This window comes from Streptomyces sp. NPDC047981, assembly GCF_040653315.1.
Lineage (GTDB): Bacteria > Actinomycetota > Actinomycetes > Streptomycetales > Streptomycetaceae > Streptomyces.
The window spans coordinates 1-21,913 of record NZ_JBEZNQ010000103.1; the positions used below are offsets into that span (position 1 = coordinate 1).

Below are 21,913 nucleotides of genomic sequence, written 5' to 3' on the forward strand. Positions count from 1 at the left end.
GCACGCTGTTGAGTTCTCAAGGAACGGACGCTTCCTTCGTACTCACCCTCTCGGGCTTTCCTCCGGGCTTTTCCCTTCGGTCTTTCGTGTTTCCAGCTTAGCAGATCCGTTTTCCGTTTCTGCCACCCGCTGGAGCGGGCTGCCGTTTCCGGAATTCGCTTTTCGCGCTTTCCCTTGCGGCGGGGTCAAACACTACCAGGCTTTTTCGCTCCCCCTGACCACACCCTGCAGGCACGCAGAGGTGTAGACCACTGGGGTTAGGATCTGGCTCGATAGGTGCTGCCGACCCACGACTCAAAGCCGCGTTGGGGTCAGGCAGGAGTACGACAGTACATCCCACCGTCAGTTGAGGCAAATCGTTTCCGGTAGTCCCTAGGTCCGCCAACTGGTACGTCTCGTGCGGAACCGGGACTTCCTATGACTTAGGCTTCTGAACAGTACGCCGTCCAGGACAGGCAGTGACGGCGCCACACAATCTCCGCCCCTGGGAGGCTTCCCATGACATCCGTGACGTCGCCGCTTGCTGGTCGCGCCATCGGTCTCGCCGCAGTACCCGACCCGGTCTTCTCCGGCGCGATGGTCGGTCCCGGCACCGCCATCGACCCCGTACGTGAGCCCTCCGCGGCCGTGTCGCCGGTCGACGGCGTCATCGTCTCTCTGCACCCGCACGCGTTCGTCGTCGTCGACGGCGAGGGTCACGGTGTGCTGACGCACCTCGGTATCGACACCGTTCAGCTCAACGGCGAGGGCTTCGAGCTGCTCGTCAACAAGGGCGACACCGTGCAGCGCGGACAGGAGGTCGTCCGCTGGGACCCGGCCGCCGTCGAGGCCGCCGGCAAGTCCCCCATCTGTCCCGTCGTGGCCCTCGAGGCCACGGCCGACTCCCTCTCCGATGTCGTCGAGAGCGGCGACGTGAAGAACGGCGACCAGCTCTTCAGCTGGAGCTGACGCCGACGTCGTTCCCCGGGACGACCACGGTTCGACATTCATCGCGGCGGCCGGATGCCGCCGCTCTATCGGAGACGGTGAGATGGAGACAACGCTGCGAGGCGTCGGCGTCAGCCACGGAGTGGCGATCGGCGAGGTCCGGCACATGGGTACGGCGGTGCTCGAGCCGCCGGCCAAGCAGATTCCGGCCGAGGAGGCGGAGCGCGAGCAGGGGCGCGCCCGTCAGGCCGTGGAGGCTGTGGCTGCCGACCTCATTGCGCGCGGCAATCTGGCAGGCGGCGAGGCTCAGCATGTGCTGGAGGCCCAGGCGATGATCGCCCAGGACCCGGAGCTCATCGCTGACGTCGACCGCCGGATCGCGGTCGGCAGCACGGCCGAGCGCGGTATCTACGACGCGTTCTCCCACTACCGCGAGCTGCTCGCGGGTGCGGGTGAGTACATGGCCGGGCGCGTGGCCGACCTCGACGACGTGCGGAACCGTATCGTCGCGCGGCTGCTCGGTGTGCCGATGCCGGGTGTGCCGGACAGTGACGAGCCGTACGTGCTGATCGCGCGGGACCTGGCGCCCGCCGACACGGCTCTCCTCGACCCGGCGCTGGTGCTCGGCTTCGTGACCGAGGAGGGCGGGCCGACCAGCCACAGCGCCATCCTCGCGCGGGCGCTGGGTGTGCCCGCCGTGGTGGCGCTGCCGGGCGCGGGCGAGATCGGTGAGGGCACGGTCATCGCCGTGGACGGCTCCACGGGTGAGCTCTTCGTGGACCCGAGCGACGAGAAGAAGGCGACGCTGACGGCGGCCGCCGCCGAGCGGAAGGCGGCACTCGCAGCGTCCAGCGGTCCGGGGGCGACCTCGGACGGGCACAAGGTGCCGCTGCTCGCCAACGTCGGTGGGCCGGCGGACGTGCCGGCCGCGGTGGAGGCCGGCGCGGAGGGTGTCGGTCTGTTCCGTACGGAGTTCCTCTTCCTGGACGACAGCAAGAAGGCTCCGACCGAGGAGAAGCAGGTCGAGGCGTACCGCAAGGTGCTGGAGGCCTTCCCCGAGGGCCGGGTCGTCGTCCGCGTGCTGGATGCCGGTGCGGACAAGCCGCTCGACTTCCTGACGCCGGCGGACGAGCCGAACCCGGCTCTGGGTGTGCGGGGTCTGCGGTCGCTGCTCGATCACCCTGAGGTGCTGCGGACGCAGCTGACGGCGCTGGCGAAGGCCGTCGAGGGTCTGCCGGTGTACCTGGAAGTCATGGCGCCGATGGTGGCGGACCGTACGGACGCGAAGGCCTTCGCCGACGCGTGCCGTGAGGCGGGGCTGCAGGCCAAGTTCGGTGCGATGGTGGAGATTCCCTCCGCCGCGCTGCGGGCTCGTTCGATCCTGCAGGAGGTGGAGTTCCTGTCGCTGGGCACCAATGACCTGGCGCAGTACACCTTCGCCGCCGACCGTCAGGTCGGTGCGGTGTCGCGGCTGCAGGATCCGTGGCAGCCGGCGCTGCTCGACCTGGTGGCGCTGTCCGCCGAGGCGGCCAAGGCCGAGGGCAAGAGCTGTGGTGTCTGTGGCGAGGCCGCTTCGGATCCGCTGCTGGCCTGTGTGCTGACGGGTCTGGGTGTCACCTCTCTGTCTATGGGTGCCGCGTCGATCCCCTACGTGCGGGCGACGCTGGCGAAGTACACGTTGGCGCAGTGCGAGCGTGCCGCGGCGGCGGCTCGGGCGGCCGACACGGCCGAGGAGGCGCGGGTCGCCGCGCAGGCGGTGCTGTCCGGGGAGTGATCCCGGCCGCGTGAGCGGGTTGTTCTGGAGGGGCTCTTCGTCACGGGTGTGGCGGAGAGCCCCTTCGGCGTCCGTGGCGTCAGTGATGGGTGGGCCAGTCGTCCTCGTCGGGGGCGAGGGGGAAGCCGGCCCGGTGGTCGACGCCGGGTTCGGGGGCGATCGGGTCTCCGGTGCGGGCGTCGGTGCAGTAGGCGCTGAAGACCTCGGCTTCGGTGAGGGGGTGGAGGTTTCCGGCGGTGAGGCGCCAGCCGTGGAGGCGGTCGCGGGTTCCTGGGGTGGTGGTGCGGAGGACCACTCCCCCGGGAGTGTCGAGGGCGATGCCGACGGCGAGGACGGTGGCGAACTCGGCTGCTTCGTCGCGGTCGAGGTAGGCGGGGCCGTGGTCCTCGCGGGTCGCCCGGAGGACGGCCAGAAGGTGTTCCTCGTCGGCGGGGACGCTGCAGACGAGGTGGTGGGTGCCGGGTCCTGCGGCTTCGAGGAGCCTGGTGAGCTGGCGGGAGGCGTGGGCGAAGGCTTCTCGGCCGATGTCCTGCCCGCAGGTGGCGCAGTCGCCGACGCCGGAGAGGAGTGTCGTGGCGTACTCCCAGGTGGCGTGGCGGGCGGCGGTGTCGATGAGGGTGGGGACGAGGGTGGTCATGGGTTGGCCGGTGTAGGCGACGAGGGCGCCGGTGGCGGCCAGTTGGGCGGTGTAGCGGCTGCGGCTCGCGGGGCGGTCGGGGTCGAGGCCTGTCTCTTCGCAGTACTCCGCGTACTCCTCGGGGTCGAAGAGGGCGACGGTGGTGTGTCCGCCCTGGGTGGCGAGGGACTTGAGGAGGCCCTCGACCTGCTGGAGGTAGGCGGGGTGGTCGTCGAAGGCGAAGGTGGCGTACCGGCGCATGGTCGTGAAGTCGTCCTCGTCGGCGAGGAGGCCGACGGTGCTGGGGACTTCGCGGCGCAGGGCGCGGCGCAGGGATGTGTTGGACGGGGTGGATGGGGTGGTTCCGGGTCGGGTCATGTCTCCCCCTCGGCGCTGTCGATCAGTGCTCACTCACCGTAACCTTCGGCACTGACAGTGACGGTTTCGTGAGGCGGTCGCGGACCAGGCGGTGTTGCGCCGCGCCTGCCGCGACCAGGCCGAGGCCGAGCAGGGGCCAGGCGAGCGCGCCGGCGGACATGACTCCGGTGACGAGGAGGGGGCCGGCGAAGCGCTGGGTGGACTGGGCGAGTCCGTGGACTCCGAGGTAGGCGCCCTGCGCGTGGGCCGGGGCCAGGGCGACGGAGAGTTCCCAGGAGGCCGTCGCGTGGATGATCTCGGCGAAGGTGAGGGCGATGACGGCGACGACGAGGGCGGCGACGGCGAGGGTGGTGCCGCCGCCGGCCGAGGCGGCGAGGGCGAGGGTGCCGACGAGGAAGAGGCCGGTGAGGGGGACGAGCAGTCGGCGGGCGGCTCTCGTGGTGGTCGCGAACCGGGCGAGGGGGACCTGGAAGAGGACGACGAGGACGGTGTTGAGGACGAGCAGCAGCGGGGCGAGGCCGATGGGCGCGGTGGTGGCGTGGACGATCCACAGGGGCACGGCGACCTGGAGGATCGTGTCGTCGAGGAAGAGGACGGCGTCGGTGGCGGTGTAGCCGAGGAAGGTGCGGTCACGCCAAGGGGAGGTCGGCGGGGTGGGCGCCGGGTCGCCCGGGCCGCCCGGTTCGGCGGAGGTGGCGGCGACGCGCGACGGGGCCGGGGGTTCGGCGCAGCGGAGGGTGAGTGCGGCGATGACGAGGTAGGTGACGACGTTGGCGAGGAGCAGCAGCCCGTAGGCGCGGGTGCTGCCGGTGGCGAGCGCGGCGGCGGCGCCGAGGCCGCCGATGGACCAGCCGATGTTGACGGTGGTCCGCTGGATGGCCTGGTAGCGGGCGCGGTCGGGGCCGGCGAGGCGGGCCGCGTAGAGCTTGATGAGGACGCTGCCGGCGCGGTCGGGGAGGGCGCCGAGGGCGGAGTAGAGCGTCAGGAGGAGCAGATTGTCGGTGGTCAGGAGGAGCAGGAGGGCGGCGCCGCGGAGGAGTTGGGCTCCGACGATGATCTTGACGAGGGGGAAGCGGTCGGCGAGGCGGCCTGCGAGTGGGGCTCCGGCGATGCCGACTCCGCCGGAGACGGTCATGAGGAGGCCGACCTGGCCGAGGCCGAGGCCGGAGACGTAGGTGAAGTAGAGGACGGTGCAACTGGCCCAGAGGCCGGTGCCGGTCTTGTCGATGATGCTGACGACGAGCATGCGGCGGCCGTCGCGGCCGCCGGGTATGCGGTTGACGGGGTTGATTCGGTTGACGCGGTTGCGGACGGTGCTGGGCCGTGGAATCGGGCGGCTCACTCGGTTCCCCCTTGACCGGAGTTTTGTATTGATACATAATTTAGTACGTGGCAACACAATATTCGATCCATGGGACGACGGCCAAGGGGATTGCCGCGTCCGTCGAGCGCGGCGTGACCGAGGGCGAGCTCGCGCCCGGGGACGCGCTGCCCCCGGTGCGGCGGCTCGCCGACGAGTTGGGGATCAGCGCAGGCACGGTCGCGACGGCGTACAAGGAGCTGCGGCGGCGCGGTCTGGTGGTCACGCGCGGCAGGGGCGGCACGGTGGTCGCGGAGGCGCCGTCGGTCGCCTCGCGGCGGCCACCGCGGGTGCCGCCGGGGCTCGTGGACCTGGCCAGCGGCCTGCCCGACCCGGCCTTTCTGCCCGTCCTGCGGCCGCCGGCGGAGGTCCGGCCGGTGTACGGCTCACACCGCGCCGTGCCGCGGCTCGCCGCTCTGGAAGAGCTCACGCGCGCGTGGTTCGCCCGGGACGGCGTGCCGGCGGAGCGGGTCACCTTCGCGCACGGTGCGCTCGACTGTGTCGCGCGGCTGCTCTCCGTGGAGCTGCGGCCGGGGGACGCGGTGGCCGTGGAGGATCCCGGCTTCCACCATCTCCTGGACCTGGTGCCGGCCTTGGGCCTGCGGATCGTGCCGGTCGCGGTGGACGGCGAGGGCATGACGCCGGAGGCGCTGCGGGCCGCGCTGCGCGCGGGGGTGCGAGCGGTGGTGTGCAGTCCGCGCGCCCAGTGCCCCACGGGGGCGTCGTTCTCGCTCGGGCGGCGGGACGAACTGGTCGCGCTGCTGCGGGAGTTCCCCGAGGTCCTGGTCGTCGAGGACGACTACAACGTGGAGCTCGCCGGTCCGGTCGCGCCGACGCTGGCGGCGGCGGGGCTCGAGCGATGGGCGCAGGTACGGACGGTCTCGAAGCGGCTTGGCGTGGATCTGCGGTGGGCGGGGGTGGCCGGGGATCCGGTGACGCTCGCCCGGCACGACGGGCGGATGCTCATGACCTCCGGCTGGGTCAGCCACGTGCTGCAGGAGACGGTCGTCGGGCTGTTCTCCGACTCGGCTGTCGCCGGGCTCGTGGCGGCGGGCGAGGCGGTGTACGCGGAGCGGCGCGCGGCGCTGGTCGACGCGCTCGGCGCGTACGGCGTCGGGGTGGGTGGGGGCCGGTCCGCGAGCGGGCTCAACGTGTGGGTGCCTGTGGGGGACGAGTCGGCGGTGGTCAACGGGCTGCGGACGCGTGGATGGTGGGTGGCGGCGGGGGCGCGGTTCCGGATCGCGTCGCCGACGGCCGTGCGGATCACGACGGCGACGCTGGGTGTCGGGGAGGCGGGGCGGCTGGCCTCGGACTTCGCCGACGTGTTGGGTGAGGCGCAGGCGACGTACGGAGGGTAGGGCGCCCATGGGGCTCCCCCACCCCGCCCCTTCCCGAAACTCTGACGAGACCGGGGGCTGCCGCCCCGAACCCCGCAACGCGGCCGCTCCGCGCCGCGAGGTGGGTGGGGTGCACGCGAGGGCCGGCTCCCCCGTGGACGAGACCGCGGCCGCCGTACTGGACCGCCCCGCGGCGCGGCAGCTGCGCGCCGCGGGGGGCGCGGTGCCCTTCGCGCCCGTGGGCGCGGGGTGGCGGGTGTCGCGACCGCGGGGGTGTGGGGTCAGTTGTTGCGTTTGTGGGACAGGGATTCGTAGAAGTGGAGCAGGGTCACGTTGTCGACCGAGCCCGGGTTGACGGCCTTGGACAGGGGGGTGCCCTGGAGGAGGCGCTTGACCGGGACTTCCAGGCGCTTGCCCGTGAGGGTGTGCGGGACGGCCGGGATCTCGATGATCTCGTCGGGGACGTGGCGCGGGGAGAGTTCGGTGCGGATCGTCCGCTTGATGCGGGCGATCAGCGCCTCGTCCAGGGTCGCGCCGTCCGCGAGGTGGACGAAGAGCGGCATCCAGTAGCCGCCGTCCGGCTCTTCGAGGCCGATGACGAGGGATTCGCGGATCTCCGGGAGGCGTTCGACGGCCTCGTAGATGTCGGCGCTGCCCATCCGGACGCCCTGGCGGTTCAGGGTGGAGTCGGAGCGGCCATGGATGACGACCGAGCCGTGGTCGGTGATCGTGATCCAGTCGCCGTGGCGCCAGACGCCCGGGAACATCTCGAAGTAGCTGTCGCGGTAGCGGCTGCCGTCGGGGTCGTTCCAGAAGCGGATCGGCATGGACGGCATCGGGTTGGTGACGACCAGTTCGCCGACCTCGCCGATCAGCGGCTTGCCGGACGGGTCCCAGGACTGGAGGTCCGTGCCCAGGCCGGCCGCCTGCAGTTCGCCGATGTGGACCGGGAGCGTGGGGACGGCTCCCGCGAAGCAGGAGCAGACGTCCGTGCCGCCGCTGACCGAGGCGATCCAGAGGTTCGCCCGTACCTCGTCGTGCAGCCAGCGGAAGCCGTCGGGCGGCAGCGGGGAGCCCGTGGTCGCGACGCACTTGATCGCGGAGAGGTCGAAGTCCCTGCCCGGGTGGACGTCCGCCTTCGCGCAGGCCATGACGTACGCGGCGGAGGTGCCGTACAGGGTGGCCCCGGTCCGTTCGGCGACGCGCCACTGGGCGCCCGTGTCGGGGTAGCCGGGGCTGCCGTCGTAGAGGACGACCGTCGTGCCCGTCAGGAGGCCCGAGACGAGGAAGTTCCACATCATCCAGCCGGTGGACGTGTACCAGAAGAAGACGTCCTCGGGGCCGAGGTCGCAGTGCAGGCCGAGCTGCTTGAGGTGCTCGACCAGGATGCCGCCCTGGGACTGCACGATGGCCTTGGGCAGGCCCGTCGTGCCGGAGGAGTACAGCACCCAGAGGGGGTGGTCGAAGGGGACCTGTTCGAAGGTCGGTTCCGTGTCGGCCGCCGTGAGCGCCGACCAGGCCAGGGCTCCCTCGGGGGGCTCCGTGCCCAGGAGCGGGATGTGGACCACGGCGCGGAGGGTGGGGAGTTCGGCGCGGAGTTCGGCGACCGTCTCGCGGCGGTCGTGCTCCTTGCCGCCGTAGCGGTAACCGTCCACGGTGAACAGGACGACCGGCTCGACCTGCTGGAAGCGGTCGAGGACGCTGCGGGCACCGAAGTCGGGCGCGCAGGAGGTCCATACGGCGCCGACGGCGGCCGTGGCGAGCAGGGCGACCACGGCCTCGGGGATGTTGGGCAGGTAGCCGCTCACCCGGTCGCCGGGGCGCACGCCGAGGGCGCGGAGTTCGGCGGAGAGGGCGCCGACCTGGCGGCGCAGCTCGGCCCAGGTGACCGGGCGGGGCTCATGTGTCTCGTCCACATGGAGCAGGGCCGTGTCGTGGGGGCGCTCGTCGGCGGCGCGCAACGCGTGCTCGGCGTAGTTGAGGGTGGCTCCCGGGAACCACTCGGCGCCGGGCATGGAACGGTCGCCGAGGACGCGCTCGTACGGAGTGGAGAAGCGGACGTCGAACCAGCCGGCGACGGCCCGCCAGAACGCCTCCAGGTCCTCGACCGACCAGCGGTGGAGGGCCGGGTAGCCGCCCTCGGCCGGGGCTCCGTGGTGTTCGGCGGCCCAGGCCTGGAAGCGGGTGACCGCGGCGGCGGCGATGTGTGCCTCGTCCGGCTGCCAGAGCGGTTCGGTGTGCGCTGATGTCATGTGGGGTGGCTCCCTGGGCGTACGCGGGGTCTGCGTGTGTCCCGCGCACGTGCTGGGGTGTGCGCGTGACGCGGCTGACAGGGACGATGCCATGGGAGCGGCGTTCGCACCAGGGTTCCCCGCCCATGGTCGGGCTGCTGAATATGTGCTCTCACCACGGGTGAACGGCAGTTGAACGAACCTCTCCGGGGCTGAACCGACTGGCAGGCTGAGCAGCATGGACGGTCGTGAGCTGGTGCGTTCGGTGAGGGTGTTCGGTTCGGTGCAGGGATTGCGGGCGGTGCGATCGGCGTGGCGGCAGCGCAGGACGGACGCGTGGGGGTTGCCGCCGAGGGGTGCGGAGCGGGCCCGGGTGCCGGGTCCTGTGGGCGAGGTGGAGCCGCTGCCTGGCGGCGGGATCGTCAGGTTCGCCCGCTCCGAGCTGCGGATCAGCGTGTCGGCGGGGGGCACGGTGTTCTGGGGCTGGGACGGGGCCGGGCAGCTGCCGTCGTACGCGCTGGCCGGTGAGGCGCCGGACCCGGACCCCCGGGCCCGGCTCGAGCCGGACACCGACGGCGGCTGGCGGGTGGTCTCCGAACGGGTGACGGTCGCGGTGTCCCGGCACGGCGCGGTGGAGATCCGTACACCCGGTGGGGTGGTCCTGCGGCGGGATCTTCCGCCGCGCTGGTGGGAGCCGGTGGCGGGCGGGCCCGCGCGGTGGGTGCAGCGCAGTGAGGTGCCGGCGGACGCGCGGTTCTTCGGGCTGGGCGGGCGGGCCTCGGGGCCGCGCCTGCGCGACGGTACGTACCGGCTCTGGAACACCGACCCGAAGGGGCGCTTCTCCCCCGGGGACGATCCGCTGTACATCACGATGCCGGTGCAGTTCGTCGTCGCGGACGCGGGGACTCATCTGGCGTTCCACGACAGCACCTGGGACGGGCGGGTCACCCTCACCGAAGGTGAGGAGGGGGCGGGTTCCGGGCACGACCGGCCGGGGACCAGCGAGGTCCGGATGAGCGGGGGGCCGCTGCGCTGCTGGGTGGTGGTCGGTACCCCCGCGCGCGTGCTCCACGGCTGGGCGGCCCTGACGGGTGCGCCGGCGCTGCCGCCGTCGTGGGCGCTGGGTGCGCAGCACGCCCGGTGGGGGTTCGGCAGTGAGCGGGAGGTGCGGCGGGTCGTGGACGGCTACCGCGAGCGGGGTCTCCCCCTGTCCGTGCTGCACCTGGACATCGACCACTACGACGCGCACCAGGTGTTCACGGTGGACCGCGAGCGGTTCCCCGATCTGCCCGGGCTCGCGAGCGAGCTGCGGGAGCGGGGCGTACGGCTGGTGTCGATCGTCGACCCGGCGGTGAAGGCGGAGCGGGGGAACGCCGTCTACGACTCCGGGACGGCGGCCGGTGCCTTCGTACGGGACGCGCGCGGCGAGGAGGTCCACGGGGTGGTGTGGCCGGGCGATTGCGCGTATCCGGACTTCACGGACGCGGCGGTACGGGAGTGGTGGGGCGGTCTGTACGAGGAGCGGCTCGCGCAGGGCTTCTCCGGTGTCTGGCACGACATGAACGAGCCGGTCTCCTTCGCCCCGTTCGGCGACCTGACACTGCCGCGCTCGGCCCGGCACGCCCTGGAGGGGCGTGGTGGGGACCATCGCGAGGCCCACAACGTCTACGGGCTGACCATGGCGCGGGCCGGCTACGAGGGGCTGCGCCGGCTGCGGCCGGACGAACGGCCGTTCCTCTTCTCCCGCTCGGGGTGGGCGGGCATGCAGCGCTACGGGGGGACCTGGTCGGGCGACGTGGCGACCGGCTGGCCGGGGCTCCGGGCTTCCCTGTCGCTGGTCCTGGGGCTCGGGTTGTGCGGGGTGCCGTACTCGGGGCCTGACATCGGCGGCTTCGACGGGAGTCCCTCGCCCGAGTTGTTCCTGCGCTGGTACCAGCTCGGGGCGTGGATGCCGCTGTTCCGCACCCACGCGGCGATCGACGCCGGGCGCCGCGAGCCGTGGGAGTTCGGCCCCGAGGTGCTGGAGCACGCGCGCGTGGCGCTCGCCGAACGGGAGCGTCTGCTGCCGTACTTCGTGACGCTCTCCCAGCTCGCCCGGCTGACCGGGGCTCCGTACATCCGGCCCGTGTGGTGGGGGGCGCCCGAGGACCGGGCGCTGCGGGACTGCGACGACGCGTTCCTGGTGGGCGACGCGCTGCTCGTGGCCCCCGTGCTCGCCCGGGGCGCCGACCGACGGGCGGTGCGGCTGCCGCGCGGTCGCTGGTACGACACGGCGACGGGGCAGGCCTACGACGGTCCTGGGCAGGTCCTGCTGGACGCGCCCTGGTCCCGGATCCCGGTGCTCGCGCGGGCCGGGGCGGTCGTCCCGGTCCGGGGTGAGGACGGGGGTCTCGAGCTGGAGGTGTGGGCCCCGGCCGCCGGGCGGACCGGCGGGGGGCTTGTCGTACGGGACACCGGTGACGGGTGGGAGTCCGGTGTGATCGAGCGGTACGCGTCGCGCCTTGTGGACGGGCGGGTGGTGGTGGAGCGGGTGACCGACGAGGGGTCGGCCGAGGCGGGGCTGCCGGTGCGGGTGCGGGGGGCGGAGGGGTAGGGCCTGTCCGGCGGATCGGGGTCCCGGGGTCGGCCCCGGCACGCCTGTCCGGGATCGGGGTCGGCGTCGGCCGCCTTTGCAGCCGATCGGGGCACGCCCCGGCCGTGATCCTCCGGGCGGGCCCCAGGGGGCCATGGTCAGGCGTACGCTCCGGCGAACCAGCGGCGGGCCGCCTCCGTGTGCAGCGGGAAGGCCAGTTCCGTCGGCGCGCGGAGGATGTGGCGGCCGCTGGTCTCGTCCGTCGGTGCGGAGGGCGGCAGTTCGTCCGCCGTGCGGGCGGGGAGGAGGCCGAAGAGGAGCAGGTGGCCGCCCGGGGAGCTGAGCGCGTCGGCGAGGCGCACGTCGTCCGCGGACGCCTCGATCCAGGTCTCCTCCCTCAGTTCGCGGACCACGGCGTCCCGCCAGTCCTCGGAGTGGTCGATGAAGCCGCCGGGGAGCGCGATGCCGCCCAGCGCAGGTTCGATGGTGCGGGTGATGACGACGAGTCCGGTGCCCTGGGCGTCCGTGACGGGGAGCAGGGCGACGGCGACGGGGAGCGGGTTGCGGTATGCGACCGCGCCGCAGGCGGCGCAGGTGCGGGGCCAGTCGGCCGGTTCGGCGTAGCGGGTGCCGCAGCTGGAGCAGTGGGTGTCCTTCACGTCAGGACCGTACGCGATCACTCTTTCCCGTGCCCCGGGAACCTGATAGACGGTGCGCATGACGAGACGTGCTTCCGTATTACGTACCCTCGGTGTGCTCGCGGCCGCGGCGACGCTGGCCGCCACCGCCGCCGTGCCGTCCGCGCAGGCCCGGCCGGAGCCGCGGGCTCCGAAGGAGTTCGTGGCCTTGAGCGCGGTGGACCGGACGATCCTTCAGGAGATGCGCTACACCACGGTGCACAACTTCGTGGGTGAGCGCGTGGACGGCTACCGCCAGCCGCTCTGCATCCTGACCCGCCCGGCGGCCGACGCCCTGCACCGCGCCCAGGTGAGGCTGCGCGCGCGGGGGTACACGCTGAAGGTCTACGACTGCTATCGCCCGCAGCGGGCCGTCGACCACTTCGTGCGCTGGGCGAAGGACCTGGACGACGAGCGGATGAAGAAGGAGTTCTATCCACTCGTCGACAAGTCGAGGTTGTTCGAGGACGGTTACATCGCGGAGAAGTCCGGGCACAGCCGGGGCTCGACGGTCGATGTGACGATCGTGCGGCTGCCGGCCCTGCCCACGCGTCCGTACGTACCCGGCGAGCCGCTGGTGGAGTGCTTCCAGCCGCAGGCCGAGCGTTTTCCGGACAACTCCGTGGACATGGGCACGGGCTTCGACTGCTTCGACACGCTCTCGCACACGGACGATCCCCGGATCCAGGGGGCCCAGCGGGCGAACCGGCAGCTGCTGAAGGAGACGTTGGCCGCGGAAGGCTTCGTGAACCTGCCCGAGGAGTGGTGGCACTTCACCTTCAAGCCGGAGCCGTTCCCGAGCACGTTCTTCGATTTCCCGGTGGCCCGCAGGTCGGTCGCGGGGCACTGATCGCGAAGGAGGGAACGGGCGGCCGGAACCACCCCCGTGGGTCCCGGCCGCCCGTTCCGTACGTAGGGACGCGATAAAGGTCCGTTCGGTTCTCTGTGCGCGGCATCCATGACAGACTTTCTGACGCTTCATCAGATCAGGGTGATCTCGGGTCGGGGAGGGCTGTCGTGACACGGACGCGCAGGCCGGTGGTGGCCGGATGGTTCACGGACGACGGCGGGGGCGCCGGGCCGGGCGGGGCGGCGGAGTTCCGGCTCCTCGGCACCCGCTGCACGGCCTGCGCCTCGGTCTTCTTCCCCCGCGAGGACGGCTGGTGCCGCAACCCCGGCTGCCCGGGCGGCGGAACGCTCGTCGAGACGCCGCTCTCGCGGCGGGGCCGGGTGTGGTCGTACACCGACGGCCGCTACCGCCCGCCCGCGCCCTACGTCTCCGACCCGGACGCGCCCTGGGAGCCGTACACCCTCGTCGCCGTGGAGCTGGCGGCCGAGGCGATGGTGGTGCTCGGACAGGCGGCGCCCGGGGTGCGGACCGCGGACCTGGCCGTCGGTATGGAGGTGGAGGTGGTGCCGGGCGTCCTCGACGGGGACGACCAGTACATCTGGACCACCTGGAACTGGCGGCCCGTCCACGCGCGCGTGGAGCGCGAGGCGGGGGTGGAGCGGTCATGAACGACATCGCCGTCCTCGGCGCCGGGATGCACCCGTGGGGCAAGTGGGGCCGCAGTTTCGTCGAGTACGGTACGGCGGCGGCGCGGGCGGCCCTCGCGGACGCCGGCATCGGCTGGCGGGACGTCGGCTCGGTGGTCGGCGCGGACACCGTGCGGTGCGGCTACCCGGGCTACGTCGCGGGCGCCACGTTCGCCCAGGCCCTCGGCTGGCAGGGAGCGCGGGTCACCAGCGTGTACGCGGCCTGTGCCTCGGGCGCGCAGGCCGTCGGTACGGCCCGGGCCCAGATTCTGGCCGGCCTGGCGGACGTGGTCCTCGTCGTCGGCGCGGACTCGGCGCCCAAGGGGTTCTTCGCCCCGGCGGGCGGGGAGCGGCCCGACGACCCCGACTGGCTCCGCTTCCGTGTGCTCGGGGCGACCAACCCCGCGTACTTCGCGCTCTACGCCCGCCGCCGGATGGCGCTGTACGGCGACACGGTGGACGACTTCGCCCGGGTGAAGGTCAAGAACGCGGCGGCGGGCGCGCTCAACCCGCTGGCCCGCTACCGCAAGACGGTCAGCGCCGAGGAGGTCGCCGCCTCGGCCGTCGTCGCCGATCCGCTGCGGCTGCTCGACATCTGCGCCACGTCCGACGGGGGCGCCGCGCTCGTGCTCTCCAGCATGGAGTTCGCCCGCGGTCACGGACACCCGGACCCGGTCCGGATCCGGGCCGTCTCCACCGTGACGCCGACGTACCCGAAGGCCGTCCTCGACCTGCCGGACATCGCGACCGACTCGGCCGTCGCCGTCTCCCCCGCGCCGCACACCTTCCGCGCCTCGATCGCCAGGGCGGCGTACGAGGAGGCGGGGGTCGGGCCCGAGGACCTGTCGCTCGCGGAGGTCTACGACCTGTCGACCGCGCTGGAACTGGAGTGGTACGAGGACATCGGGCTGTGCGGCGCCGGTGAGGGCGCGAAGCTGGTACGGGACGGGGTCACGGCCCTCGGCGGCCGTGTCCCGGTCAACACCAGCGGGGGCCTGGGGTCGTTCGGCGAGGCCGTGCCCGCCCAGGCCATCGCCCAGGTCTGCGAACTCACCTGGCAGCTGCGGGGCACGGCCGGAGACCGGCAGGTGCCGGGCGCCCGGGTCGGCATCACCGCGAACCAGGGGCTTTTCGGGCACGGTTCGGCGGTGGTGGCGGTGCGCTGAGCCGGTACCGGCACCGGTACCGGTACCGGTGTCGATGCCGGTGCCGTACCCCCCGTACCCGTACCGCTGTCAGGTGGCCACGGGCGCGCCCTGGTCCGCCAGGACGAGCGCGTGTTCGACGACCGCGACGAGGACGTTCTTCACCGACTCGCGGTCGCGCGCGTCGCACATCAGCAGCTCGACCTCCGGGTCGAGGTCGAGCGCGCCCCGGACGGTCTCGGTGGGGAACCGCCGGGCGCCCTCGAAGCAGTTGACCGCGACCGTGAACGGGATGCCACGCCGTTCGAAGTAGTCGATCGCCGCGAAACTGTCCTCCAGGCGCCGGGTGTCCGCCAGGACGACCGCGCCGAGCGCGCCCTGCGCGAGCTCGTCCCAGAGGAACCAGAAGCGGTCCTGCCCGGGCGTGCCGAACAGATAGAGGACGAGGTCCTCCCGGAGCGTGATCCGGCCGAAGTCCATGGCGACCGTGGTGGTCGACTTGTTCTCCACCCCGTGCAGATCGTCGACGGGCCGGCCGGCCTCGCTGAGGACCTCCTCGGTGCGCAGGGGCCGGATCTCGCTGACGGCGCCGACCAGCGTCGTCTTGCCCACCCCGAAGCCGCCCGCGACCAGGATCTTCAGGGTCACCGGTTCGACGAGCGGCTTGGTGCGGCTAGAGCGCCCGAAGGCCATTGATCACCTCGCGGAGAATGCTCACGTCCGGCAGCTCGGCCGGCGGAACGGGGCGGGTCACATGGACGAGTTCGTCGTCGACGAGATCGCCGACGAGGACCCGGACGACTCCGACGGGGAGGTCGAGTCCGGCGGCGAGTTCGGCGATCGACTGCGGTGTGTCCGAGCAGCGTTCGACGATCTCCACATGTTCGGGGGACAGGGTCTGGTCCCGGCCGGGGTCGTCGGCGGCGGATTCGGGCACCACCACGGCGATCAGGTCGAGACGGTGGCGGGTGGCGGTGCTGGTCCGGCCGCGGGTCATCGCGTACGGACGGACCACCGGCCCGGCGTCGTCGTCGAACCAGTGGTGGGCGGGCTGCGGCCCCTGGTCCCACGCGTCCGGAGCGCGGTCGCCCTCGGTCGTGGGCCAGGCCGTGCCCTCCGTCGTGCCGTCAGTCATGGTGTCCCCCCACTCACCCTCCGGCGGTCAGGCCGGAGCGAGGCGCCGTCCCCAGGTGGATGCCGACCCGCTTGACCATCAACGTCATCTCGTACGCGACCTGGCCGACGTCCGAGTCGGCGTCGGCGAGGACGGCGAGGCAGCTGCCGTCGCCGGCCGCGGTGACGAACAGGAACGCCTCGTCCAACTCCACCACGGTCTGGCGGACCTGGCCCGCCTCGAAGTGGCGTCCGACGCCCTTGGCGAGGCTGTGGAAGCCGGAGGCGACGGCGGCCAAGTGCTCGCCGTCCTCGCGGGTCAGGTCGGCGGAGGCGCCGGTGGCGAGTCCGTCGCTGGAGAGCACCAGAGCCTTGCGGATGGACCCGACCCGCTGGACCAGCTCGTCGAGGAGCCAGTTCAGCTCGCCGTTGCCGTTTCCGGAGGTCTGGGTTCCTGCGGCGTTCGGTGCGGTCATCGACCGTCCCCCTCGGGTGTCGTTCCTGGTGCTGTCGTCTCGGCGTTCTGCCGTCGTCCGCGCTGCCAGCCTCGTTGCATCGAAGCCATGCGGTCGCGCACTTCCTCGGCGTCGCGCTCGAAGTCCGTGCCGGCCGGGGCGGTGGAGCCCGTCGCGGCCGTGGTGTCGGTGCGGTCGTCCGTCTCGCGCAGCTGGGGCGCGAGGCTCGCCTGCCGGACCCGGCGGGGCAGCCCGCCGAACGGTGCCGGTCCGTCGGGCGGTACGGGGACCAGGGTGGGCGGCATGCCCGTGGTTCCGGTGCTTGTGCCGGTGCTTGTGCCGGTGCTTGTGCCGACGCCCTTGCGGGTGACCCTGCCCGGTGTCTCGGGGTCCTGGGCGGGGACCGGGTGGGCGCGGCCCGGCTCGTCGACGCGGCGGCCCCGGTCCACGACGAGCGTGGGCGGACGGCGCCGGGGCAGCGGTACGGGGCCGCGGTCCTGGGACCGGTCGGGCGACTGGTCCGGGGCCTGGCTGTGCTGCTCGCCGTCCGGCGCGGGGGCAGGGGCGAGGCCTCCGCGCCGGCTCCGGGGCCGGAAGAGGCCGCCGCGCTCGCTCTCGGTGTCCTCCAGGTCGGCGGCGGAGGACGCGGGCTTGAGCAGCTCGTCGTAGCCGGCGGTGCCCAGGGGGGCTTCGAGTTCGACGGGCCCGTCGAGCGGGACGCCGAGGGCTCCGCCGAACCCGGCGTCCTTCCCGCCGTCGAGGAGCGAGTGGGGCGCGGACCGGGTGGGTCCGGTGGCCGGCGCGGCACCGCCCGGCACCTTGGTGAGTGCGGGCCTGCGCTCCGTCGACGAGCGGTCCAGGCGGAAGCCGCTGCCCTCGGTCTCGGGGGCGTCGGTGAGCAGCGCGGCCGGGATGAAGACGACCGCGGTGGTCCCTCCGTACGGCGAGGGCTGCAGCGAGACCCGGACGTTCTGGCGCTGGGCGAGCCGGCTGACCACGAAGAGGCCGAGGCGGTCGGTGTCCGAGAGCTCGAACTCGGGGGTCTCCGCGAGGCGCAGGTTGGCGTCGAGGAGGAGGTCGGGGTTCATGCCGAGGCCACGGTCGTGGATCTCGAGGGTGAAGCCGTTCGCGACCCGCTCGCCGAGGACCTGCACGGCGGTGTGCGGGGGCGAGAACACCGTGGCGTTCTCCAGGAGTTCGGCGATGAGGTGGGTGAGGTCGGCGACGGCGGGGCCGCCGACGCCGAGCCGGGGCAGGCGCCGGACCTCGATCCGCTCGTAGTCCTCGACCTCGGCGACGGCCGCGCGGACCACGTCCATGAGCTGGACGGGCTTGCGCCACTGCCGGGACGGCGCGGCCCCGGAGAGGATCACCAGGCCTTCGGCGTGGCGGCGCATGCGGGTGGTCATGTGGTCGAGCCGGAACAGGTCCGCGAGTTCCTCGGTGTCCTCGGTGCGCCGTTCCATGGTGTCGAGGAGGGTCAGCTGGCGGTGCAGCAGGACCTGGTTGCGGCGGGCGAGGTTGACGAAGACCTCGGAGACACCGCGACGGAGTTCGGCCTGCTTGACGGCGGCCTCGACGGCGGCCCGCTGGAGGGTGTTGAGGGCCTGCCCGACCTGGCCCACCTCGTCGTCCTCGTACCGCAGGTGCGGCACTTCGGTCTCGACGTCGACGAGTTCGCCGGCGGCGAGGCGGCGCATCACGCTCGGCAGCCGTACGCCGGAGACCTCCTGGGCCTCCTTGCGGAGCCGGCGCAGGTCACGGACGAGGTCGCGGCCGACCCGGACGGAGACGACGACGGAGAGGAGCAGGGCGAGGAAGCCGAGGACGCCGGCGATCCCGGCCTTGAGGAGCACGCTGTAGGCGGCGGGCTGGACGCGGTCCTGGTAGCGGTCGCCCGCGGCGGTGTTCTCGCGCGCGAGGTCGTCGAGGACCGGGGTCGCCCGCTCCTGCCAGCGCTCGGCGGTGAGGGCGCGCGGGTTCTTGGTGGGGCCCGCGGCGATCAGGTCCTCTTCGGCGCTGCGCAGTGGTTCGGTGTCGGGGCTGCCCCAGTAGCGCTCGAACCGCTCGCGCTCGATGGTGGGGAGGATCTCGAGGTTGACCTCGTAGAGCAGCTTACGCTGGGCGACGAGGTCGGTGATCTCGCGGATCTCCTCGCTCGTGACGCGCCCCGACCTGAGCGCGGAGAGGATCAGGGCGTCCTCGCGGGAGAGCAGCTCGCGGGCGCGGGTGACGCCGACGAGGGCACGGCCCTGCTTGTCCATCTCCACGTTCTCCAGGGCGTGGAGGGTGGTGAGGAAGCTGTAGCAGGGGTCGACGAGGCGGTTGTAGAAGTCGAGGGCCTGGATCCGGCCGATGCTGCGGTTCTCCACCGAGCGGCGCAGCGAGTCGAGGCCGTCGAGTGCCGTGAGGAACGAGTCGAGCCGCTGCGAGGCGACGGGCCGCATCTCCTCCCGTACGCCGGAGTCGGCCGCGTTGCGCCGGACGAGGGCGATCTGACGGTCGGTCGCCTCGCGCTGCTTGCGCAGGGTGGTGAGGGCGTCGGAGGCGCGCGGGTCGGCGAGGTAGGCGAGCGACTGGCGGCGTTCCTTCTGGATGACGCGCGCGGTGTCCTCGATGGGGTAGCCGACCTTCTCCACGATGTAGCCGACGTCGAGGAGTTGATCGGCCTCGCGGCCGGTGAGCACGGTGGCGAAGCCCCAGAGGGCGGTGAGGGAGACGAGCGGTACGAGCAGCAACGCCACGATCTTCCGGCGGATGGACTTCCCGCGAAAGCGCATGGCCTCCCCCAGTTCGGCAGGCCTCCACCCGGCGCGGAGGCCTGCTGTGCGACGCGCGGCGTCAACACACAGCGTCAACCCGGGGCGTCAACCATCAGCTTCAACAATTGGCGGCGTGAGCCTACTACTGCATCACAGCCAACTCGAAGGCGCATCCAGGCGATTTTCAGCCTCTTGAGTGAGCGTTGATCTAGAGATGTCCTGCTATCCGGGGAGTTGGGATTCCGCAATGTGGCGCAGGACACGTGGCCGAACCTTGCGGTCGGCCGTCGAACGGATGGCTGGAATTTTTCGTTCCGGTATGGGGGCGGGGAAACCTTTTCCCCCCGCTGAGCGTCTTTGTCCGTGGGGAGGGGTGCGCCCGAGTAAAGCCGCTCAGGACGGGCAGCCACCCCTGAGGACGGTCGGCTGTGGGGAGTGACGAGGCGATGGAGCACGAGGCGCGGTCCGCGCGGCAGTTGTGGGTGGAGGACGAGAAGGGCCGGCGCCGTATGCCGGACCCGGTGCGTACCGCCGCCGTACGAGCCGTGATGATCACGTCGATCACACTGGTACAGGCCGTCGTGGCCTTCTTCTGCGCGGTCACGGACTCGTGGCTCGCGTTTCCGATGCTGCTGTCCACCGTGGGCAGCACGGTCGTGGCGACCTGGAGCGTGCTCGATGTCTGGGTGACGCGTCAGGTGTGGCGGCAGCGGAACGGCGTGGTGTCCGAACCGAGCAGCACGGCGCGCGCGTCGCGCCGCGAGCGGCGCCGGGAGCAGAAGGCGGCACGGGCCGCGGACGCGGACCCGGGCGGTCACGGGGCGCCGGCGGCGCCAGCGGCGCCTGCCGTACGGCGCGCGGAGGCAGCGGCGCTGTCCGAGGCGGCCTGAGGCACGGACGCGAACGGCCCGGTCCCCTTGCGGGGCCGGGCCGTTCGCCGTTTCACCGTCGGCAATTCACCGTCGCCGTTTCGGCGTCGCCGTTTCAGACTCGCCGGTTCGCGTCGCCGTTTCGGCATCGCCACTTCGGCGTCGCCGCTTCAGCTTCGCCGTTCCACCGTCGCCCGTTCCTGGCACCGTTTCACCGCTGTGCCGGCTCCGGCTGCTCCTCCGGTGCGCGGCGGAACATCCGCGTCGCGGTGATCTCACCGTGGACGGCGCCGTCCTCGACGGTCGGCTGCGGCAGGCCGGGCCGCAGGTGCTCCTCGACGCTGATGTACTTCAGCCCCGCCCGCAGGTCGGCGTCGTTGCGCAACCGGATGACCAGCGGGAACTCGGCGAGCGCGGTCGTGTCGAACAGACCGGTCGTGTAGAGGAGCTGGACGCCGAGGGCGTCCGACACCGCGCGCTGCAGCTCCAGCAGGTACGTGGCGTTGGCGCGGCCGATCGGGTTGTCGAGGAACAGGGTGCCGGCGTGGCGGTGCTTGTCCCGGCCCCGGTCGTTGGAGCGCAGCGCGGCCATCGTGCAGTAGAGGGCGATGGCGGCGGTGAGGAGCTGACCGCCCGAGAAGACGTCGCCCATCTGTCCGACCGGCACGCGCTCGGCCCGCAGCACGGCGTCCGGCTTCAGGATCTCGACCGCGATGCCGCGCGGTTCGAGGGCCGCCTGGACGCCCCGCAGGAGCAGCGACATGCCGTCCCGGCGCAGGTCGGAGTTCTTCTTGACGGCGGCGCGGGTCGCCTCGTCGATGACCTCGCCGAGCCGCTCGGTGAGCGTGGCCTGGTCCGGCTCCTCGAACCGGATGCGCAGGAACTCCTGGCCCGACCACTCGCCGAGCCCCTCGGGGAGCCGCGAGAGCCGCTGGGCGGAGCGGAGCGTGGTCAGCGCGGACTCCACGAGGCCGCGCAGCCGGTCGACGATGGAGTCGCGGTTGCGCTCCAGCTGCTCCAGTTCGTCGGTGAGGACGCGGAGCCTCGGCGCGAAGGCCTCGGCCCACTTCGCGGCGTGCTCAGGGAGCGCGGCGGCGGGCAGTTCGCGGATCTGCTGCCGGGCGGGGGTGCGGACCTGCTCGTAGCGGGTGGCGTTGGCGTGCCGGACGAGGATGTCGCTCGCCTCGCGGACGGCCGCGTCGGCCCCGGAGAGGTCGGCGGCGCAGCCGCGCAGGGAGCGCCGGGCCTCGGCCGCGGTCTGCCGTGCCTCCTCCAGCTTGCCGGGGTACGGCTCCGGGCCGTCCTCCTCGTCCTCGGTGTGGTCCCGCAGGAGGTCGCGCAGGAGGGCCGCGGTCTCGTCGAAGCCGCCTGCGGCGTCCTCGGCGGCGCGGTGGGCACGGAGCAGGCCGGTGTGCGCGGTGCGGGCGGCTTCCAGGGCGTCGCTGCGGGAGGCGAGTTCGGTGGTGGCGGTACGCAGCAGGGCCTGGGCGTGCTCGGCGTCGGCGGGGACCAGCTCCTCGGGGAGCTCGGTGTGCGACTCGCCGTCCTCGGGGGCCAGCCGCTCGGACTCGCCGCGGAGCCGGCCGAGCTTCTCGCTCGCCTCGCTCGCGCGGCTCTCCAGCATCTGGACGAGGGACTCGGCGCGGGCGGCGGCGGCCTGCCGGGAGGGGCCGTCGGCGCCGTCCGTGGACTCCAGGAGCTGCTCGGCGCGGACGCGGACCTTGTTGGTGAGGCGGTCCAGTTCGGCGAGTGCGGCGGACTCGTCGCTCTCGGCGCGCGCCTGCTCGGCGCGGAGGTCGGCGCCCACGCCGACCTTCTCGTACACCTGGGACGCGGCGCGGTAGGCCTCCCGCAGGGTGGGCAGCGCCGTGCGCGGGGCGTCCGCGTCCTCCTCGGGGAGCTGGTCGGGGGCGCCGGCGATCTCGGCGCGCTCGGCGCGCAGGGCGCGGGCGGTGCGGTGGGCGTCGTCGGCGGCGCGCTGGGCGGCGCGGCGGTCCTCGTCGGCGGCCCTGGCGCGCTCCAGGCAGGTCTGGGCGCGGGCCTCGGACTCGGTGGCGTCGTCGGCCAGTTCGCGGAGCTTGGCCTGCCAGGCGGAGCGCTCGCGCAGCCGGAACGCCAGACCCGCGAGGGCGTCGGCGGCGCGGCGGGCGCGCTGGGCGGC

At 72.8% G+C, this 21,913-nt stretch carries 16 protein-coding genes and 1 pseudogene; 8 read left to right on the forward strand and 9 right to left on the reverse strand.

From position 1 onward, the window contains the following. Window positions 1–498 precede the first annotated feature (498 nt). Window positions 499–948 (forward strand): PTS glucose transporter subunit IIA, encoded by a 450-nt coding sequence (locus tag AB0E14_RS35505; protein ID WP_362428179.1) that lies wholly within the window; start codon window positions 499–501, stop codon window positions 946–948. A gap of 82 nt (window positions 949–1,030) precedes the next feature. Then, window positions 1,031–2,701, forward strand: coding sequence for a phosphoenolpyruvate--protein phosphotransferase (gene ptsP / locus AB0E14_RS35510; protein ID WP_362428182.1), 1,671 nt, complete (start codon window positions 1,031–1,033; stop codon window positions 2,699–2,701). A 79-nt stretch (window positions 2,702–2,780) separates the two neighbouring features. On the opposite strand, the gene AB0E14_RS35515 is transcribed toward ptsP, so the two are convergent. Both AB0E14_RS35515 and AB0E14_RS35520 read right to left on the reverse strand, forming a co-directional pair. Continuing rightward, window positions 2,781–3,695, reverse strand: coding sequence for a hypothetical protein (locus AB0E14_RS35515; RefSeq protein WP_362428184.1), 915 nt, complete (start codon window positions 3,693–3,695; stop codon window positions 2,781–2,783). 22 nt (window positions 3,696–3,717) lie between these two features. Beyond that, the gene (locus AB0E14_RS35520) at window positions 3,718–5,037 is read right to left on the reverse strand and encodes an MFS transporter (RefSeq protein WP_362428187.1); all 1,320 of its coding nucleotides are present in this window, start codon (window positions 5,035–5,037) and stop codon (window positions 3,718–3,720) included. Between the two features lie 47 nt (window positions 5,038–5,084). Between AB0E14_RS35520 and AB0E14_RS35525 the strand changes: the two genes are divergently transcribed. Then, a complete protein-coding gene (locus tag AB0E14_RS35525; RefSeq protein WP_362428190.1) occupies window positions 5,085–6,413 on the forward strand; it encodes an aminotransferase class I/II-fold pyridoxal phosphate-dependent enzyme in 1,329 nt (442 codons plus the stop codon). A 260-nt stretch (window positions 6,414–6,673) separates the two neighbouring features. Here the strand turns inward: AB0E14_RS35525 and AB0E14_RS35530 are convergent, their stop codons facing one another. After that, window positions 6,674–8,644: an acetoacetate--CoA ligase gene (locus AB0E14_RS35530; RefSeq protein WP_362428193.1), complete on the reverse strand. Its 1,971-nt coding sequence runs from the start codon at window positions 8,642–8,644 to the stop codon at window positions 6,674–6,676. A 217-nt stretch (window positions 8,645–8,861) separates the two neighbouring features. Here AB0E14_RS35530 and AB0E14_RS35535 point away from each other — a divergent pair, with 217 nt between their 5' ends. Next, window positions 8,862–11,216 carry a TIM-barrel domain-containing protein gene (locus AB0E14_RS35535; protein WP_362428196.1) on the forward strand — a complete coding sequence of 785 codons (2,355 nt, stop codon included), beginning with the start codon at window positions 8,862–8,864 and terminating at the stop codon, window positions 11,214–11,216. Window positions 11,217–11,353: 137 nt separating this feature from the next. Here AB0E14_RS35535 and AB0E14_RS35540 read toward each other — a convergent pair whose 3' ends face one another. After that, entirely contained in the window at window positions 11,354–11,914 is a 561-nt protein-coding gene (locus tag AB0E14_RS35540) for an NUDIX domain-containing protein (protein WP_362428200.1), read from the reverse strand. On the opposite strand from AB0E14_RS35540, the gene AB0E14_RS35545 reads away from it, so the two are divergent. The 3 genes from AB0E14_RS35545 to AB0E14_RS35555 all read left to right on the forward strand — a co-directional run bounded on the left by AB0E14_RS35545 (window position 11,913) and on the right by AB0E14_RS35555 (window position 14,574). Beyond that, complete coding sequence (locus AB0E14_RS35545; RefSeq protein WP_362428202.1) at window positions 11,913–12,722, forward strand: M15 family metallopeptidase; 810 nt, start codon at window positions 11,913–11,915, stop codon at window positions 12,720–12,722. The genes AB0E14_RS35540 and AB0E14_RS35545 overlap by 2 nt on opposite strands. A gap of 167 nt (window positions 12,723–12,889) precedes the next feature. Then, window positions 12,890–13,390, forward strand: coding sequence for a zinc ribbon domain-containing protein (locus AB0E14_RS35550; RefSeq protein ID WP_362428205.1), 501 nt, complete (start codon window positions 12,890–12,892; stop codon window positions 13,388–13,390). Then, the gene (locus AB0E14_RS35555) at window positions 13,387–14,574 is read left to right on the forward strand and encodes a lipid-transfer protein (RefSeq protein ID WP_362428208.1); all 1,188 of its coding nucleotides are present in this window, start codon (window positions 13,387–13,389) and stop codon (window positions 14,572–14,574) included. The genes AB0E14_RS35550 and AB0E14_RS35555 overlap by 4 nt, the downstream gene beginning before the upstream one ends. A 69-nt stretch (window positions 14,575–14,643) precedes the next feature. Here AB0E14_RS35555 and AB0E14_RS35560 read toward each other — a convergent pair whose 3' ends face one another. The 4 genes from AB0E14_RS35560 to AB0E14_RS35575 are packed head-to-tail and all read right to left on the reverse strand — an operon-like array spanning window position 14,644 to window position 18,901. After that, window positions 14,644–15,246: an ATP/GTP-binding protein gene (locus AB0E14_RS35560; protein WP_362428211.1), complete on the reverse strand. Its 603-nt coding sequence runs from the start codon at window positions 15,244–15,246 to the stop codon at window positions 14,644–14,646. After that, window positions 15,227–15,688, reverse strand: coding sequence for a DUF742 domain-containing protein (locus tag AB0E14_RS35565; RefSeq protein WP_362428213.1), 462 nt, complete (start codon window positions 15,686–15,688; stop codon window positions 15,227–15,229). The genes AB0E14_RS35560 and AB0E14_RS35565 overlap by 20 nt, the downstream gene beginning before the upstream one ends. A gap of 13 nt (window positions 15,689–15,701) precedes the next feature. After that, window positions 15,702–16,142 (reverse strand): roadblock/LC7 domain-containing protein, encoded by a 441-nt coding sequence (locus AB0E14_RS35570; RefSeq protein ID WP_362428216.1) that lies wholly within the window; start codon window positions 16,140–16,142, stop codon window positions 15,702–15,704. Beyond that, the gene (locus AB0E14_RS35575; protein WP_362428219.1) at window positions 16,139–18,901 is read right to left on the reverse strand and encodes a nitrate- and nitrite sensing domain-containing protein; all 2,763 of its coding nucleotides are present in this window, start codon (window positions 18,899–18,901) and stop codon (window positions 16,139–16,141) included. The genes AB0E14_RS35570 and AB0E14_RS35575 overlap by 4 nt, the downstream gene beginning before the upstream one ends. Window positions 18,902–19,329: 428 nt before the next feature. Here AB0E14_RS35575 and AB0E14_RS35580 point away from each other — a divergent pair, with 428 nt between their 5' ends. Further along, window positions 19,330–19,773, forward strand: coding sequence for a hypothetical protein (locus AB0E14_RS35580; protein WP_362428222.1), 444 nt, complete (start codon window positions 19,330–19,332; stop codon window positions 19,771–19,773). A gap of 190 nt (window positions 19,774–19,963) precedes the next feature. Here the strand turns inward: AB0E14_RS35580 and AB0E14_RS35585 are convergent. Then, window positions 19,964–21,913 (reverse strand): annotated as a pseudogene (locus AB0E14_RS35585) (hypothetical protein); the annotation flags it as partial.

What these genes read in the sequence shown, in the direction of transcription:
- AB0E14_RS35505 (WP_362428179.1), top strand. Translation starts at nt 499, where the DNA reads ATGACATCCGTGACGTCGCCGCTTGCTGGTCGCGCCATCGGTCTCGCC.
- ptsP (WP_362428182.1), top strand. Translation starts at nt 1,031, where the DNA reads ATGGAGACAACGCTGCGAGGCGTCGGCGTCAGCCACGGAGTGGCGATC.
- AB0E14_RS35515 (WP_362428184.1), bottom strand. Translation starts at nt 3,695, where the DNA reads ATGACCCGACCCGGAACCACCCCATCCACCCCGTCCAACACATCCCTG.
- AB0E14_RS35530 (WP_362428193.1), bottom strand. Translation starts at nt 8,644, where the DNA reads ATGACATCAGCGCACACCGAACCGCTCTGGCAGCCGGACGAGGCACAC.
- AB0E14_RS35535 (WP_362428196.1), top strand. Translation starts at nt 8,862, where the DNA reads ATGGACGGTCGTGAGCTGGTGCGTTCGGTGAGGGTGTTCGGTTCGGTG.
- AB0E14_RS35545 (WP_362428202.1), top strand. Translation starts at nt 11,913, where the DNA reads ATGACGAGACGTGCTTCCGTATTACGTACCCTCGGTGTGCTCGCGGCC.
- AB0E14_RS35540 (WP_362428200.1), bottom strand. Translation starts at nt 11,914, where the DNA reads ATGCGCACCGTCTATCAGGTTCCCGGGGCACGGGAAAGAGTGATCGCG.
- AB0E14_RS35555 (WP_362428208.1), top strand. Translation starts at nt 13,387, where the DNA reads ATGAACGACATCGCCGTCCTCGGCGCCGGGATGCACCCGTGGGGCAAG.
- AB0E14_RS35560 (WP_362428211.1), bottom strand. Translation starts at nt 15,246, where the DNA reads ATGGCCTTCGGGCGCTCTAGCCGCACCAAGCCGCTCGTCGAACCGGTG.
- AB0E14_RS35565 (WP_362428213.1), bottom strand. Translation starts at nt 15,688, where the DNA reads ATGACTGACGGCACGACGGAGGGCACGGCCTGGCCCACGACCGAGGGC.
- AB0E14_RS35570 (WP_362428216.1), bottom strand. Translation starts at nt 16,142, where the DNA reads ATGACCGCACCGAACGCCGCAGGAACCCAGACCTCCGGAAACGGCAAC.
- AB0E14_RS35575 (WP_362428219.1), bottom strand. Translation starts at nt 18,901, where the DNA reads ATGCGCTTTCGCGGGAAGTCCATCCGCCGGAAGATCGTGGCGTTGCTG.
- AB0E14_RS35580 (WP_362428222.1), top strand. Translation starts at nt 19,330, where the DNA reads ATGGAGCACGAGGCGCGGTCCGCGCGGCAGTTGTGGGTGGAGGACGAG.